Origin of the sequence: Picosynechococcus sp. PCC 11901 (assembly GCF_005577135.1) — a bacterium.
Taxonomy (GTDB): domain Bacteria; phylum Cyanobacteriota; class Cyanobacteriia; order Cyanobacteriales; family MRBY01; genus MRBY01.
In genome coordinates this window covers 2,326,760-2,340,946 of the sequence record NZ_CP040360.1, presented here as the reverse complement: position 1 = coordinate 2,340,946, position 14,187 = coordinate 2,326,760, and the positions used below count along the sequence as shown (strand labels likewise).

The following is a 14,187-nucleotide window of genomic DNA, read 5'->3' as shown; positions in this document are numbered from 1 at the left end:
AGCTATTGCAAAACACATTTAGTTGAGTCTGTTGAACTGTCTCCGGATGGGTAATTGCCACTACGGACTAAGCCCAAACCACGGGAAACAATGACACATTTCTGATTACCTAAATTGCCATTTTTTGTGAGGATCAGCACTAAATCTCCCGTGAGTAGATTGCTGGTCATATCACTGGTTCTGCCTCGGAAATCAAACAGAAAATCAGTCGATTTGACGCTAGCACCGTTATGACGCAGCGTGATCCCCTCTAAACTGCGATCGCCTGTAACAAAACAATCACTGTCAAAAGTCGGGTTGATGGCAGGACTTGACGGCAAAATAAACCGACAATTAATACTCCGACGGATAGCCTGACGCTGTACTTCCTCTAAAGCACCAAAAAGCTCACTCCTTGCGCTGGTTAATTTACTGCGATTAACAAAACCAAACATCACAGGTGCAGATATGGTTGCCAAAATGCCTGCCATAAAGATTGCGACCATCAACTCAATGAGTGTAAATCCGGTGCTTTTTTGTTTAGTTCCGACAAGCGAAGGAAGCATCAGGCACAATCTCCGAATAATATTCTGCAATTTGTCGCCCACTGTCCGGATCAACAACACGATAACCAATTTGCATCGTGTTGTAAGGGGCCTGATTCAAGACATTCAAAGTCCGGGTCATAGTGTAACTCTTGTTAACCAGGGAAACAGAATTAGAGACTTCTCCTGTCTGGTTATTTGCTTGACCCAAATCGTCTTTAATTTCTGTGATCAAAGCCTGAGCATAGCCATCTGTTGTGGCTGCAGCATCACAAACAGGAGAAGCTTGCGAAAAGGATAAAGCGGCCAGATATTTAATTTCATCAAAATCTGACTGGATCGCATTCATCGCTTCGGATGCACGCTGGGCCTGCACTCTCAGGACGACACCAATAAACGTAGCCTGGGCTGTCACAAGCACAAAGATTGTCGAAACGATAATCCCTGCCAGGACTTCAATGAAAGTGAAGCCCTGTTCTTTTTGCTGTGTTACACGACTAGAATATTTGTCTGTCTTCCGTTGAGCGTTAATCATCACTAGTTAGTCGTTCTCTGGGGTAGAGACGTTACCTCCTGTCTTTCCCATTCAACCACACCGCTATTTTGAAACTTCTCTGTGTAGAGAGAAACATTTTCAAAAGTCATCCCGAAGGTATTACCAAGAGCCTGGGGCGCACCAGGGGGAATATTAACCACAGCACCACTAGCATTTGAGCTGGAGGCATCCCAGATTTTGCCCCAGATGACACCAGTCATGCCGTCGCCATTGCCGCCACCATTGATTCCCACCTGGGCGTCAGGGGCATAAACAAAGAATGTTGAACTGGCTGTTCCGTTAATGCGGATATTTTGTGAGGCTGTACCTGTGCCACTATCTGGTTTACCAAAAATTGCAAAGTCGCCAAAATCGCCTTCATGAACGATGCGGCGGGATCCAGAAATTGTTAAATCACCAGACAAGAAGACAATTACGGGCGCATTTGTTGTCTTGATAGTCCAGTCTTTATCTTGACCACCACCTTTCTCGCCATCTTTACCAACATTTAGATTGCCTGCTTTGTAAACATATGCTTGGTAGGCTTGGGCAGGGCCTGCGCCATCAGGGTCAAAGGAAACCGTCTGATCACCGTCGCGGGGTAAGTCTACAGCACTGTTACCTAAATCTGCAGTGATTGTTTGGGGCGCTACAGGCAAATCTGGCAGGTTGGGTCTTCCCAGCCGGGGGATAACATTGGTTAGGGTCGAATTACTTTTGCCTCCCATTGCATCTGTGTGGATATAGCCTTGATAATCTGCTTCGGAAATACCAACAGCACAAGCATTTTCTTTATCTGTGTCAAATTTGCATTGTGCACAGATTACGCTGCTTTTTTCATTGGGGTCAGCACTAACGTTAGGAATTAGAGAAATGTCATTATTGCCTAATTCAATAACGTTTTCCATAAAAAGGCCAGGAAAACTGGTTGGTACTTCATCAAGATAATTGTCAACGTAGATTGACGCTTGTAAGCGCGCCGTCCCCTGGGTTGCATTGCCCTGAGCGTCCTGGAATTCTCCTTCGACAATGAAAGTACCCGTGTTGGTTTGGGGGTTGTAATCATAGGCAAGCAGTTCATAGTTTCCATCGCCAGTACTATTGGCGGTTAAGCCGCTAGGGACGCTAACCTCTACATCACCAGAATTACCACTGCAACCACCATCGAAAACAGAGGTTTTGAGAACACGTTTATCGGCATAGGCTGCGTCTTCCCACTCGTTGATACCGCTACCTAAAAGATTATTGGGATCGTAGTCAAGTTTTAAGAAAAGACTGTTGTTATCAGAACGAAGTACCCCAAGCACTCGATTTAGACCTGCTTCGGCGATCGCGATATTTTCTAGATTGTGTTGTTGCAAAGTCGAGGCGACTTGATCGTCATTGGAACGGAGGATCATCGTTGCGCCAGTGACCACCATGAAAAGACCTAGCCCTAGAGCAACCACGAGACTAAAACCGCTCTCCTGAGTCTGCTTTGTTTTTAGAAGGAACTGGAGTAAGAATGTATACATGGTGGTTTTTAACCTCGCAGTGTTTGTTGAAATTCCGCAATATTCTAAGCAACGACCTGGGCAGCACTGCTTCTACCTCTAATTATTAGGGTGCCCACAACTTGAGGTGTTTGTAACATTTTACAGATTAAATTTTATGTATCAGTTTTCCCAACTGAGACAATTAACCAAAAGTTACGTGGGGACAACGCGTTAAAGATAAGCTGCCTTAAGTTAAATTTAAGTCTAAAGGTAGATGTTATCAGTGATTTTAATCACGAATGACACTTACGTAATTTGGCTTAGATACGCTGGGCGGATACGTAGCGATCGCCCCCAGCAAAGTCATTAATAATCTGAATTTGAGTGTAATGACCATTGTCTGCGAGTAATTGCGCCACCGCTTCCCCCTGGCCGCGCATCATTTCAATGAGCCAAATACCACCAGAAATCAGATAATCCGGCGCTTCATTTACCAAAATTCGCAGGTCGGCTAATCCATCTATGCCCCCGTCAAGGGCGCTATGGGGTTCGTGGCGATAAACCTCTGGCTGTAAATCCGGCAGTAAGGCAGCGGGAATATAGGGGGGATTGGAAACCATACCCGCCACCTTACCCCGCAAATGTTGTAGCGGCTCCCACCAACTGCCTTGATAAAACTGAATTCGATCTTGTAATCCATAGGCGATCGCATTTTTTCGGGCGACTTCAAGGGCGGCGGCACTCTGATCAACGGCATGAATCTTTCCGTCGGGAAAACTGTCGGCCAGACCCAAGGCGATCGCCCCACTGCCCGTTCCTAGATCGACCCAATAACCTGCGTGTAAATCATGATGACTCGCCTGAGCCAGATCGATTAAATATTCCGTTTCGGGTCGAGGGATCAAGACTGCAGGAGAAACAACTAGCTCAAAATTGCGCCAAGGGGTTTTCCCGACGAGATATTGCACCGGGATTTTTTCTTGGCAGCGCCGTTCCCAGAGGCGTGAAAGTTCAACCAAAGACACCTGACTCTGCACAGCTTCCCGAATCCCCAGCCGCAAACTCAACCGATCCACGGTGGTCAGCCCCTGGAGAAACCAATCCACTTCCTCAACAGAAATATCGGTGGCGATCGCCTGGGTTTTGGCCCACTGTCGCCACCGTACTAAATCCTGAGCCGCAATAATCTCACTCAAGAATCAACCGTTCCCAATACCCTATTGTTGTTGCCGTTGCTGCTCAATGACAGCTTGGATCAACTGGGCCGATTCCGTCGAGGGAATTAGGGTCATCGACTCCAAAAATTCCTGCTCCTCTGTGGGTAGATCCTCATCGAGCAGTTTGGCGATAAATACCTCAAGGGGCATTACATTAATACTCAGCTCTTCATCTTCCGGGAAAGCATCTAATTGCTCAAGAATCGGCTGCACTTCAAAGAAAACAGGGATCTCGCCGTTGCCATTGTTGTCATCCCCTGCCAGGGTTGGGAAAGAAACAATATCTTGTCCGTTGGCATCTTTTTCCTGAATCGAGAGGAAAAATAAAGGCACACCGGGGAAGTTTTCCTGTTGCGTCACTTGGGCCGCCGCATTTAACTGCGCCATGGTCGGCAAAAACTTAAAGGTCAAATCTTCTGCTTCATCACTCTGGGCAAACTGGTAGATCTTATCCAAACCGATGGGAAGCACGTTAGCCTCTTGCCACAGGGCCGCTTGAGCTTCTAGTTCAGCGACAATTTGGGGATCGGCATTGGGTTTTGCCCGTTCCGCATCGAGGAGTCTTTTTGATTCTGCTTGGCGGGCCGCCACGAGGTTTTCGGCATCCGAAAGACTCACAAAAACGCCCGTAACCCCCGACTCGCCGCCATTCTGATCGGTGACTGTCGCAAAAATGGGCTGTCCTTCGTCGTTGATCAGCATATACATCGGAATTGGCCGGAGCTTTTCGACGACGGCTGCCTCAGGGAGCGCCAACACACTGCCATTAACACCTAAGATTGTTCCGGCGATTACCGTGCCCATCAGTAGGGCTTTTTGACCCAAACGAACCAGACTTTTCATAAATAAAACCTCAAACAAAATAACTGCAAGATTAGAAAAATTAATCCTAAAAAAATAAGCCGTCAAAATACTTTGGTTTACGTCTTAGAAATCCCCATTAAAAAAGCGGCAATCTACGCCATGATCTAGATAAACTGGGGTCTCCCATGGATGACAGATGTTGCAGTTTATCAATGTATTCTAGAGACGTGGCTCCGTAAATTGGAGTTCCATTTCGTAAATGTTTATACTCAAGTTCCATTGCAGGTAGAAAAGTATCGGCATAGGCTGGCCAACGACTTCGACTCTAACACAAAAAATTCAATTATTCTGGGGCGATCTAGGCTTTTGATTGAAGTGTCTTGGCTGACCTGGGGTGGTCAAATTAATGGCGGCGATCGCCTGTTCAAATTGTGGTAAGAAATTAAAAATCGGGATGACAGGATTCGAACCTGCGGCATCCTACTCCCAAAGCAGGCGCGCTACCAAGCTGCGCTACATCCCGGTGAAATACCTCAGCTAGTATAACTTAGCTGCAGGCGGTTTGCGAAATCATTTTTAGCTTGGATACCAAAACATCCCTTTGATCCCTTCTGGATCAAGGATAAAACCCAACCGCCGGTAAAACTCTACCACCTGGGGATCAGCAAAAAGCGTAATGTTGCTAATGTCTGACTCTCGCAGTTTTTTGATAATGAACTGCATCAGGCCTTTACCTAAACCCTGGCTCTGGAACTGGGGATGAATCACCACATCCCACACCGTCGCATTGAAAGCACAGTCAGAGGTGGCCCGGGCAAACCCAATGAGACGCCGTCGTTTACTATTGCGCACTTCCCAGACGGTGACCACCAGAAAGCTATGTTGGATCGCTTTGCGGACTTTACGAATCGGGCGTCTGGCCCAACCGACTTGATCACAGAGTTCTTCTAGTTCGTAGAGATCTAGGTCGCGATCTAGGCTAAAAAAAATACGCGGTTGGCCAGCAGACTCAAGTTGTGAATCACTGATCTGGACATTTGGAACATCAACGGTGGGATTAAATAGTCGTTTTAGGAAACCCATGCTCATTTTATGGGGGCGATCGCCTCGGATGAAGTCGCAGGACATGACAAATAAATATTCTTGATAATCTTACAAGATCTTTTGCGAAGGCTGACTGTGGGCTGCCGGGGCACTAGGGAGCAGAAAGAGCAAAATTCCTGGAGTACACTGTAGAAAATAAGGGTTATTCAGAGATCACAAACGCATCATCATCTTTATCGTTGAGTATCTTTAGCCCCACTGCCCCCCATTAACTATGGCCGCCACCCTCAAATCTTCTAATTTAGATCTACTGAAACGTTTCAACCGTTCATTTCCCGAATTTTACGAACAATTCGTCAGTAGCGAAGCGCAATTTCAAAATCTCCAGTTAGCCTACCAGCTCTACCGGGCCAAGAAGCCGATTGTTGAGATTAGTCCCGAAGGCAACCGGAGCGTCTTCCAGTTTGCCTACCGAAACCAGTCTTTTCTTTTAAGTGATATTTTCGGGATTCTTTTAGCCTACGGTTTGAAGATCCATAGCCTCAGTCTGTATGGACAAATCCAAGCGCCGATGCTCGTTTTTATTAAGATTAGTCTTGATCGCAATAATCAGCCCCTCGCCCCAAATACCGCCGGAAACGTCTGTCGAGCGGTGCGGGAAGCCCTGGCTGGGCGCTTTGAAGTAGAGGAAATGTTGGCCGTCGAGTTTAATTTTGCAGAGGGGCTCGCCGAGGTGCATACGGAATTTTACATTGACCCTGTTTTCCATCTGCCGACTCTAATCATCGAAGCCAAGGAACAGGAAGGTTTGTTGTATCGGGCCATGTATGCGATTTGGCAGGAAGATTTGTTAGTGATTAATGCGAATTTGGTGTCTTGGCGTGGCAATACAAGGCTGATTTTGTATCTTTTTGGCCCCAATGAAAGTGCGATTCCTGAGTATTTAGGTCAACGGATTGCGAGTAATGTGCGCGATCGCCTGTTGCACCTTTCATGATGTCCCTAGACAGGGCAACATGGGAGAACGCTCTTGGGTAAGATAAAGGATGGTAGAACTGTGAGCCCATTGGTAACAAGATTTTATGGCAACAACGGTAATTCGCGATGTGCTCCATGCCTATGACTTTACCCCCAGCGATCGCCCCGCAGATCCTGCCGGAGAAGAGACCGAATATCCCACTCTTGTTTTTATCCATGGTTGGCTCCTGAGTCGTGCCTATTGGCAGCCCCTCATTGATCTTTTAAAACAAGATTATGCCTGTCTCGCCTACGATCTCCGAGGTTTTGGGGAATCTGCTGCTAAGACCCAAGGCGATCGCTACCCAGACCAAGGCTACACTCTCCAAGATTACGGCACCGATCTTCAACATTTACTCGACACCCTCAACCTCAAAAACGTTTGGCTTGTGGGTCATTCCCTAGGGGGGAGTATCGCCCTGTGGGGGGCCGCCATTTGTCCCGAACGGGTACGGGGAATTATCTGTATCAATGCTGGGGGGGGCATTTATCTCAAAGAAGACTTTGAAAAGTTTCGCAATGCTGGCCAGAACCTCGTCAAAAACCGTTGGCCCTTCCTGAAACATTTACCGTTATTGGACTTATTTTTTGCCCGGTTAATGGTGCATCGTCCCCTCTCAAGACAATGGGGAAAACAGAGAATTCATGACTTTCTTCAGGCCGATGCCACTGCCGCCCTCGGTGCTCTCCTCGAAACAACCACCGAACAAGAAGTGCATTATCTACCGCAGTTGGTGGCGCAATTAGGCCAACCGGTTTATTTTTTGGCAGGACAGCAAGATCCCGTCATGGAACTGAAGTATGTGCGCCATTTAGCCAGCTTTCATCCTAGTTTTGGTTGTATGGGCAATAATGTCCGAGAAATTGATCACTGCGGTCATTTAGCGATGGTTGAACAAGTCGCCTCAGTGGCAGAAAATATCCGCAAAATTTTAAATCAATATCACCCCTAAAAAGACTGTAAAAGTGCAGGGAGATTGTCTACAATGCTTAGTAGAGAAATGTTACTGTGCTCTGCCCAAACCTTGGAGAAGCTTATGCTACACCGCAAGATTAACCAAATCTGCAACGACGAAAAAGAAGTTTGTATATTCTTGCGGGATCAACAGCGCTGGATTGAAAATGCAACCATTACAGCGTTTGAGGGAGAAATTCTCACAATCCGTTATGAAACGGAAGAAGATGATGAAATTTCCTCCTGGGAAGAATTAGTGCGCCTAGAAAGCGTCGGTGCCATTACCCAAAAACTCGCTTCGGTGCCGAAGATGGATGTGGAACTGGCGATCGCCGAAGATTGCCCAGAAGCGGAGCAAATTTTCCCCCATTTCCCCGATTCCAAAAACCAAGACTAAATTTCTTCTGACAGATCTGGAGCCTGGGCGATCGCCTGAAACTCCGGACAATACCCCTCTGGTGTCACCTTAAAGCGATACAGGGGGGATTTTGGTTGTTGGCAGCGCAATCCTTTTTGGAAACGGCAGTTGAGGCAACAATCTAAGTTGTTAAATCGTTGGGCATCGACATTATGGTGCAGCAGTTCCCGCTCGTTAATGCCCCGCAGTACGAGTTCTTCCCCTTGCCAGCGCGCTTCCACCAGGCCCGTATCTGCAAAGGTTTGCCAGCGGGGATCATCGTTGAGGCTATTGGGCAAACTGATGGTGATCCAAGCCCCCACTTCATTGATTTCCCCTTCGTATTCTGTGCTGTGGGGACCTGCTGGTTGGATAAAAGTGGCCCCAATGGGAAGCTCAACTAACTTGCCAGCGGCGGGACAATGGAGTTGGTAGCGGCTTTGGAGTTCTTCGAGGGCGGTGAGATCTTCTAGGTCTTGGGAAGAACCATGGAAAAAGACAACGTGTTGGGGCCGCAAGTTATGGATTAACTGGGTGGTATTGCGACCGTCGCTGTGTTCGGCGAGGAGATAGGTTTCGATTTGGACGTGCTTTTTAGGGGCGATCGCCGCGAGGGGAGGCGCTTCAATGTCTAACCAAACCCCCGGATGTTCCGGTAACAAGAGTAAACAAGAACATTCCTCTGCCTCACAATATTTGGCGAAATCATTGGTGTAATCGGTGATGATCACATGGTTGCCCTGGCGTAGATCTGGATATTCACCTGGAGCGAGGCGGTGCATCCGGGGGTACACCCGGTCATCCCAAAAGAGAGCTTGGTGACGGGCAAAATTTTGCACTGGATTTGGCAGTTCGGGCAAAATCTCTAGATACAAATCACAACCACGGGCCACTTGACCTTCCACCCAAATATCAACTTTTTTGCCGGTAAATTGGTGGTGCGATCGCAGTAGTTTCAAGATTTCTTGGCCGAGGCCGAGGCGCGGTACCGGTAAAATCACCGATTGACCAGCGTCTAGGGCGTCGAGAATCCGTTGGGTGAGATATTTTTCCTGTTGACGGCGGTGGGGATGACGCATGGTGCCATAGCTACCCTCGATGATCAACACATCGGGCTGGAGACCCCGCAGGGCCTCGATGGATAAGCCATTCACCAACTGAAAATGGGAAACGGAAAAATCCCCTGTATAAAATACCGTGTAATCTCGCTCTGGGGTATGGAGTGTAAACAAGGCCGCCGCCGCCCCTGGTAAATGTCCAGCGGGGAAAAGTTGCAGGGTTAAATTTTTTGCAATTTCTACGGGTGATCGCCAGGGCAGCACTTGACCCAACTCAGCGGGAACTTTTGTCCCAGGCCAATTGAGGGGCAACAATGCTTGGGTCGCGGCACTGAGGTAAATGGGGACTGCTGGAAAATGGCGATGTAGAGCGAGAATTCCCTCAGCGTGATCCCGGTGGGCGTGGCTGCAAAAGACAGCATCGGGCATTTTGTCCTGGGCCAGAAAATGCTCAAAATCCTTGACACCACAGTCGAGGAGCAGTTGATAAGGCCCCAATGTCAGAAGCAGACAAACACCTTCTGCTTGTTGGCCAGTGGCGTAAGGCAGGCAGGATAATTGAGGCAAATCAGGCGCGACGGCAGGGGGCATTGGGCACAAAAAATCCTAGAATCCCAAGGAGGCGATCGCCGCAGGAGATCCTAGAGTATCTCAACGAACAATAAAAGACATAGTTAAGGGAACTTGTGGCGAAACTCCCCAAAAAATGTGGGTAGGGGCATTAGTGGGCAGAACCATTGCCGTGGTAATCATCGGAATCATAAAAACCATTTTGGGTACCGAAAAAGAGACAAGCCACGGTAAAGACACCAGTCAAAGCCAATAAAAGTAATTTGATATCCATAGGGTTAGGGTAACTGTACATTCAGTTTCATCATAGCGATTTTTCCAGAGAGCGGAAATTAACTTTTGTGGCGGCAAAATCTGCTATTTTATCGGAAATTTTTGGATTTTACGGAATTTTGACCCATGGCACCAAGGTGTATCCTTCGGGAAATTTACGAGTGAGTTTCGAGGCGATCGCCACAGGCAGAATTTTCGCGGGTACCGTTGGCCCAAACTTGGTAGTCACGCACTAACTGGTCAAGGAGTTGCCCCTTGATGCGTTGGAGAATTTCCCGCAAAAGGCGATCGCCCGTTTTTTTCACCAGTGCTTTGGGGGTAAACCAGAGGGGCGGCGGCAATTCGAGTTTAACCTGGAGATCCGCTTCACCTTCGAGTAACCATTGCTCCTGTTCATCGGCGATGGGTTGTAACCGACCAGTCACATCGAGTTTAAAGCCCTTCATAAAGGGTTCTAGACCCCGCAACTGGTAGTCCAAACTTTTGATATGGACTTGGTAGTGGCGATCGCACCAAATTTTTAAGGTCACAATGGGCTGAAATTTGTACAGATCTAAAAAACCAATGGGCCGCATTTTGAGTTGGTATTGATCCGGGGCAATTTTTTCGGTGCGTTCTGGATCGGCGATCGCCCCCACCAGACAATCAATGTCTTGGAGATACTCTTGAATCGGACGGGGTGCCTCTGGTACGGAGAGAGCAACAACTTCGAGAGCTTGGAAGCGGATGGCCATAGTAAAGTTTTGTTCCTAAAATTTTGTAGTCAACATCGAATCAATAGAAACCCTGGTCTTGCCCCCAAAAAGCACCCCAGAAAATTTCAAAAAACGCTCAAAATTGCCTAGAGACGCCGGTTTTTTAGGGATATGTAACGCAACGTAAACTTATATCACCTTTTCGCCAAGGGACTTCTAGCCCTGCGGTAAACTAACCCATAATCCAGAATGCTGACATAATCAAACCACATTCTTGTAGGAGTTAACACTCAATGTCTCATAGCGTTAAAATTTACGACACTTGCATTGGCTGCACCCAGTGCGTCCGTGCCTGTCCCCTTGATGTCCTAGAGATGGTTCCTTGGGATGGCTGCAAAGCGGGTCAGATCGCATCTTCTCCTAGAACGGAAGATTGCGTTGGTTGTAAGCGGTGTGAAACTGCTTGCCCCACCGACTTTCTCAGTATCCGGGTTTACCTCGGTGCCGAGACAACTCGTAGTATGGGTCTGGCCTACTAAACTCGCCCATTTAACACAAGCCTTTTTGTATTGGGTTATATTAAAACACTATCCCATTAACGTTTTCAACCATTCTGGTCATTTCCGGAGAGGCACTTTAGTCCTCTCTTTTTTTATTGTCCGCTACATTATATTTGTTTCGCCATTAGAGTGCGGCGATCTCGTGGGTGGCGATCGCCATGGGTCAGACTTTTTCAAGATTAAGTTCTATTTTTAAAAACAATCAAGAGTAAATTAACCAATCCAGTTAATTTCTGTGGGATCAGTCTCCTTGGCCGTGTTTAGGGTCTCTTTAGAGAGTGGGGGTTGAGTCGCTTTCGCGTTGGGCTGCTGGGCGAGAGATGTTTTGGGATGATGGGTGGTCTGCCAAAATCGGCGATCGCCAACATGTTGATTTAGGATACGACGCAGGAAAAAATTCAAGGTTTTCTGGGGAATATAACCTTTCAACACTGCTAAACTGCCGAATAACATATGGTTTAGCCGTTGCTCATCAAGAATTAGAGCGAGCTGCTCAGTGGTCAGTAAATCCGCTTCAAGTAAATAATCACCAAGCCGTTTGCTATCAATTAAGATCAACTCTTGCTTAGCATACTTTGCAAAAAAATCAGCTGTGGGTTGACGAATCCAGCCCCGCAAAGTCAAAATTTCACCAAATTTTAAATCACTATAAATTTGCTGATCAAAAAGAGCCGTTTGTAATTGGGCTTCGGAAATTAAGCCTGCATCTTCAAGGACTTCGCCAATCAACTGAATTTTCGGACCATTGTTGGTAGATGCTGCATTCATAAGCGCTATTTCAACCTATTGTGACGATGCAAGAACAATACTTTACAGACCCAGTGATACCCATTGCCGTTAAAAGATTGCTCTTTTATTTTTTATTTTTCCCATAGAAATATAACTAGGTATTTATTTTTTTGATTGGGATACTACAGTACCTATTTTACTCAATCTTAATGCAATCATAAGTGATGAATGTTAATTTCGACTCCTACTTTCGCCATAGACAAGATGATCAATTTTTTATCTGCGACAGTCGTCGCAATTTTGATCTGGGGTTAATCATTCTCTGCTCAGAGACAGAAGCGCTGGAATAACTATAAATACTTAATGATTTTTTGAGTCTTGCTTCATTAAAAATCAAAATTCTGACATTGCCATGGGCGAAAAGGCTGAACATCAAAAGGCGATCGCCTCCGCCCTGTAGAAAAAAAGAGAAGTGATCTCAAGCTGGATATTGAATTGGCAGAGCAAATCCCTAGGGGATAATCAAGACCGGACAAGGAGAAAGATTCGTAACTTTGCTCGTGACACTTTCGGCAACTCCTTCTTGGGTTAAGCCCATGCCTCGACAGCCCATCACAATTAGATCAGCTTCAATTTCATCGGCCACATCACAAATGGTGAAAGATGGCATCCCTTCCCGTTCAATGATCTCCGCTTCGATCCCCGCTTGGGCAAAGAGATCATGGGCTCCCTGGAGGAGCTTGGCCACCGCTTCTTCGGAATTCATCACCCCCTGGCGTTCCTCTGGCTCTGTCGGTTCGACCACGGAAAGCAAGACTAAACGACTTTGGAAAGATTTCACAAGCTGAATCACGGTCTCCGCTGCTTCACGGGCTTCACGACTTTTATCAACGGGAAAAAGAATGGTTTTAAACATGGTAGCTCTACCTCCTAGACACAGGCTCCGGTAAAATCTGCATGGAGATATTTTTCTGGATTTGGAACTTCTAGTTCAATTTTCTCGGAAAAATGGTCTTCTTCTGATGACAAGATGACAGAACTTTATAAAAAGCAAGCATTTGGAGGATCCTAATTGTGGCTAAGAAATCAGTTGCAAATTTAACAGAGGCAGATTTAAACGGAAAGCGCGTGTTTGTCCGGGTTGATTTTAATGTACCCCTCAATGAGAGTGGTGTAATCACTGACGATACCCGGATTCGGGCAGCACTCCCCACCATCAAATATTTGACTGAGAAAGGTGCCAAGGTAATTCTTGGGAGCCACATGGGTCGTCCGAAGGGTCAGGTGGTTGATTCGATGCGCTTAACGCCTGTGGCCGCTCGTTTGTCTGAATTGTTGGGCCAATCTGTCACCAAGTGTGATGATTGCGTTGGAGATGATGTGAACCAGGCGATCGCCAACCTCGGCAATGGCCAAGTGGCGTTACTAGAAAACCTCCGCTTTAACCCCGGTGAAGAAAAGAATGATCCCGAATTTGCCAAGCAACTCGCGGCCAATGCAGACATTTATGTCAACGATGCATTCGGGACGGCTCACCGTGCCCATGGTTCCACCGAAGGCGTAACCCACCATGTTGGTACTTCCGTTGCGGGTCTTTTGATCGAAAAAGAACTCCAGTTCCTCAAGGGCGCCATCGAAGCCCCCAAACGTCCCCTCGTGGCGATTGTTGGGGGTTCTAAGGTATCCAGCAAAATTGGCGTCATTGAAACCCTCCTCGAAAAGTGCGACAAGCTTTTGATCGGCGGCGGGATGATCTTTACGTTCTATAAAGCTCAAGGGAAATCCGTCGGTGGTTCCCTCGTCGAAGATGACAAGATCGATTTGGCAAAGAGCTTAATGGAAAAGGCCCAGGGGAAAATTTTGTTGCCCACTGACGTGGTTGTCGCAGACAAGTTTGCCCCCGATGCTGAAGCTAAAACTGTCAGCGTTGACGCAATTCCCGATGGCTGGATGGGTCTCGACATTGGTGCCGATTCTGTGAAGGTCTTCCAAGAGGCTCTCGATGGCTGTGGCACAGCGATCTGGAATGGCCCGATGGGGGTATTCGAGTTCGATAAATTTGCCGTGGGTACCGAGGCGATCGCCAAGACCCTTGCTGGTGCGACTGAAACTGGTACGGTCACGATTATTGGGGGGGGAGACTCCGTTGCGGCCGTCGAAAAAGTTGGTGTTGCAGACAAAATGAGTCACATTTCCACGGGTGGTGGTGCCAGCCTCGAACTGCTCGAAGGAAAAGAGCTTCCCGGTATTGTTGCCCTCGATGATGCCTAAACTTTTAACCGTTCTTTTGCTCTAACAAATACCCCCCTAGCTCAATTCAGGGGGGCTTTTTTA

At 47.3% G+C, this 14,187-nt stretch carries 16 protein-coding genes and 1 tRNA gene; 5 read left to right on the top strand and 12 right to left on the bottom strand.

The genetic code is table 11. From position 1 onward, the window contains the following. Nucleotides 1–2: 2 nt before the first annotated feature. The 7 genes from FEK30_RS12295 to FEK30_RS12265 all read right to left on the bottom strand — a co-directional run bounded on the left by FEK30_RS12295 (nt 3) and on the right by FEK30_RS12265 (nt 5,638). A complete protein-coding gene (locus FEK30_RS12295; protein ID WP_138073343.1) occupies nt 3–545 on the bottom strand; it encodes a pilus assembly FimT family protein in 543 nt (180 codons plus the stop codon). Then, on the bottom strand, nt 520–1,059 hold the full coding sequence (locus FEK30_RS12290; protein WP_030007008.1) for a hypothetical protein: 540 nt from the start codon (nt 1,057–1,059) through the stop codon (nt 520–522). The genes FEK30_RS12295 and FEK30_RS12290 overlap by 26 nt, the downstream gene beginning before the upstream one ends. Nucleotides 1,060–1,061: 2 nt before the next feature. Continuing rightward, entirely contained in the window at nt 1,062–2,573 is a 1,512-nt protein-coding gene (locus tag FEK30_RS12285) for a hypothetical protein (protein WP_138073342.1), read from the bottom strand. Between the two features lie 281 nt (nt 2,574–2,854). Continuing rightward, nucleotides 2,855–3,730, bottom strand: a complete 876-nt coding sequence (gene prmC / locus FEK30_RS12280) for a peptide chain release factor N(5)-glutamine methyltransferase (protein ID WP_138073341.1) — start codon at nt 3,728–3,730, stop codon at nt 2,855–2,857. A gap of 21 nt (nt 3,731–3,751) precedes the next feature. After that, nucleotides 3,752–4,594 (bottom strand): Tic22 family protein, encoded by an 843-nt coding sequence (locus tag FEK30_RS12275; protein ID WP_255447881.1) that lies wholly within the window; start codon nt 4,592–4,594, stop codon nt 3,752–3,754. Between the two features lie 410 nt (nt 4,595–5,004). Then, nucleotides 5,005–5,078: transfer RNA gene (locus tag FEK30_RS12270), tRNA-Pro, on the bottom strand. A gap of 53 nt (nt 5,079–5,131) precedes the next feature. Continuing rightward, nucleotides 5,132–5,638: a GNAT family N-acetyltransferase gene (locus FEK30_RS12265; RefSeq protein ID WP_030007011.1), complete on the bottom strand. Its 507-nt coding sequence runs from the start codon at nt 5,636–5,638 to the stop codon at nt 5,132–5,134. A 235-nt stretch (nt 5,639–5,873) separates the two neighbouring features. Between FEK30_RS12265 and FEK30_RS12260 the strand changes: the two genes are divergently transcribed. From FEK30_RS12260 to FEK30_RS12250, 3 genes are all read left to right on the top strand, one after another. Then, nucleotides 5,874–6,596 (top strand): hypothetical protein, encoded by a 723-nt coding sequence (locus FEK30_RS12260; protein WP_138073339.1) that lies wholly within the window; start codon nt 5,874–5,876, stop codon nt 6,594–6,596. Nucleotides 6,597–6,681: 85 nt separating this feature from the next. Next, on the top strand, nt 6,682–7,569 hold the full coding sequence (locus tag FEK30_RS12255; RefSeq protein ID WP_138073338.1) for an alpha/beta fold hydrolase: 888 nt from the start codon (nt 6,682–6,684) through the stop codon (nt 7,567–7,569). A gap of 84 nt (nt 7,570–7,653) precedes the next feature. Next, nucleotides 7,654–7,968, top strand: a complete 315-nt coding sequence (locus tag FEK30_RS12250) for a DUF6679 family protein (protein WP_012307207.1) — start codon at nt 7,654–7,656, stop codon at nt 7,966–7,968. On the opposite strand, the gene FEK30_RS12245 is transcribed toward FEK30_RS12250, so the two are convergent. The 3 genes from FEK30_RS12245 to FEK30_RS12240 form a co-directional block, all read right to left on the bottom strand. Continuing rightward, nucleotides 7,965–9,617, bottom strand: coding sequence for an MBL fold metallo-hydrolase (locus FEK30_RS12245; RefSeq protein WP_138073337.1), 1,653 nt, complete (start codon nt 9,615–9,617; stop codon nt 7,965–7,967). The genes FEK30_RS12250 and FEK30_RS12245 overlap by 4 nt on opposite strands. A 130-nt stretch (nt 9,618–9,747) precedes the next feature. Further along, nucleotides 9,748–9,870: a DUF8629 family protein gene (locus FEK30_RS17150; RefSeq protein WP_041443506.1), complete on the bottom strand. Its 123-nt coding sequence runs from the start codon at nt 9,868–9,870 to the stop codon at nt 9,748–9,750. 154 nt (nt 9,871–10,024) lie between these two features. Next, nucleotides 10,025–10,603, bottom strand: coding sequence for a DUF1997 domain-containing protein (locus tag FEK30_RS12240; RefSeq protein ID WP_138073336.1), 579 nt, complete (start codon nt 10,601–10,603; stop codon nt 10,025–10,027). Nucleotides 10,604–10,857: 254 nt separating this feature from the next. On the opposite strand from FEK30_RS12240, the gene psaC reads away from it, so the two are divergent. After that, the gene (gene psaC, locus FEK30_RS12235) at nt 10,858–11,103 is read left to right on the top strand and encodes a photosystem I iron-sulfur center protein PsaC (protein ID WP_012307203.1); all 246 of its coding nucleotides are present in this window, start codon (nt 10,858–10,860) and stop codon (nt 11,101–11,103) included. 234 nt (nt 11,104–11,337) lie between these two features. Here psaC and FEK30_RS12230 read toward each other — a convergent pair whose 3' ends face one another. Beyond that, entirely contained in the window at nt 11,338–11,892 is a 555-nt protein-coding gene (locus FEK30_RS12230; RefSeq protein WP_012307202.1) for a hypothetical protein, read from the bottom strand. Between the two features lie 472 nt (nt 11,893–12,364). Further along, entirely contained in the window at nt 12,365–12,769 is a 405-nt protein-coding gene (locus tag FEK30_RS12225; RefSeq protein WP_012307201.1) for a universal stress protein, read from the bottom strand. A 158-nt stretch (nt 12,770–12,927) separates the two neighbouring features. On the opposite strand from FEK30_RS12225, the gene FEK30_RS12220 reads away from it, so the two are divergent. After that, nucleotides 12,928–14,124, top strand: a complete 1,197-nt coding sequence (locus FEK30_RS12220; RefSeq protein ID WP_138073335.1) for a phosphoglycerate kinase — start codon at nt 12,928–12,930, stop codon at nt 14,122–14,124. Nucleotides 14,125–14,187 lie beyond the last annotated feature (63 nt).

Bases quoted from the DNA above. Each gene is read 5' to 3' on its own strand.
- FEK30_RS12295 (WP_138073343.1), bottom strand. From the start codon at position 545: ATGCTTCCTTCGCTTGTCGGAACTAAACAAAAAAGCACCGGATTTACA.
- FEK30_RS12290 (WP_030007008.1), bottom strand. From the start codon at position 1,059: ATGATTAACGCTCAACGGAAGACAGACAAATATTCTAGTCGTGTAACA.
- FEK30_RS12285 (WP_138073342.1), bottom strand. From the start codon at position 2,573: ATGTATACATTCTTACTCCAGTTCCTTCTAAAAACAAAGCAGACTCAG.
- FEK30_RS12275 (WP_255447881.1), bottom strand. From the start codon at position 4,594: ATGAAAAGTCTGGTTCGTTTGGGTCAAAAAGCCCTACTGATGGGCACG.
- FEK30_RS12265 (WP_030007011.1), bottom strand. From the start codon at position 5,638: ATGGGTTTCCTAAAACGACTATTTAATCCCACCGTTGATGTTCCAAAT.
- FEK30_RS12260 (WP_138073339.1), top strand. From the start codon at position 5,874: ATGGCCGCCACCCTCAAATCTTCTAATTTAGATCTACTGAAACGTTTC.
- FEK30_RS12255 (WP_138073338.1), top strand. From the start codon at position 6,682: ATGGCAACAACGGTAATTCGCGATGTGCTCCATGCCTATGACTTTACC.
- FEK30_RS12250 (WP_012307207.1), top strand. From the start codon at position 7,654: ATGCTACACCGCAAGATTAACCAAATCTGCAACGACGAAAAAGAAGTT.
- FEK30_RS12245 (WP_138073337.1), bottom strand. From the start codon at position 9,617: ATGCCCCCTGCCGTCGCGCCTGATTTGCCTCAATTATCCTGCCTGCCT.
- FEK30_RS17150 (WP_041443506.1), bottom strand. From the start codon at position 9,870: ATGGATATCAAATTACTTTTATTGGCTTTGACTGGTGTCTTTACCGTG.
- FEK30_RS12240 (WP_138073336.1), bottom strand. From the start codon at position 10,603: ATGGCCATCCGCTTCCAAGCTCTCGAAGTTGTTGCTCTCTCCGTACCA.
- psaC (WP_012307203.1), top strand. From the start codon at position 10,858: ATGTCTCATAGCGTTAAAATTTACGACACTTGCATTGGCTGCACCCAG.
- FEK30_RS12230 (WP_012307202.1), bottom strand. From the start codon at position 11,892: ATGAATGCAGCATCTACCAACAATGGTCCGAAAATTCAGTTGATTGGC.
- FEK30_RS12225 (WP_012307201.1), bottom strand. From the start codon at position 12,769: ATGTTTAAAACCATTCTTTTTCCCGTTGATAAAAGTCGTGAAGCCCGT.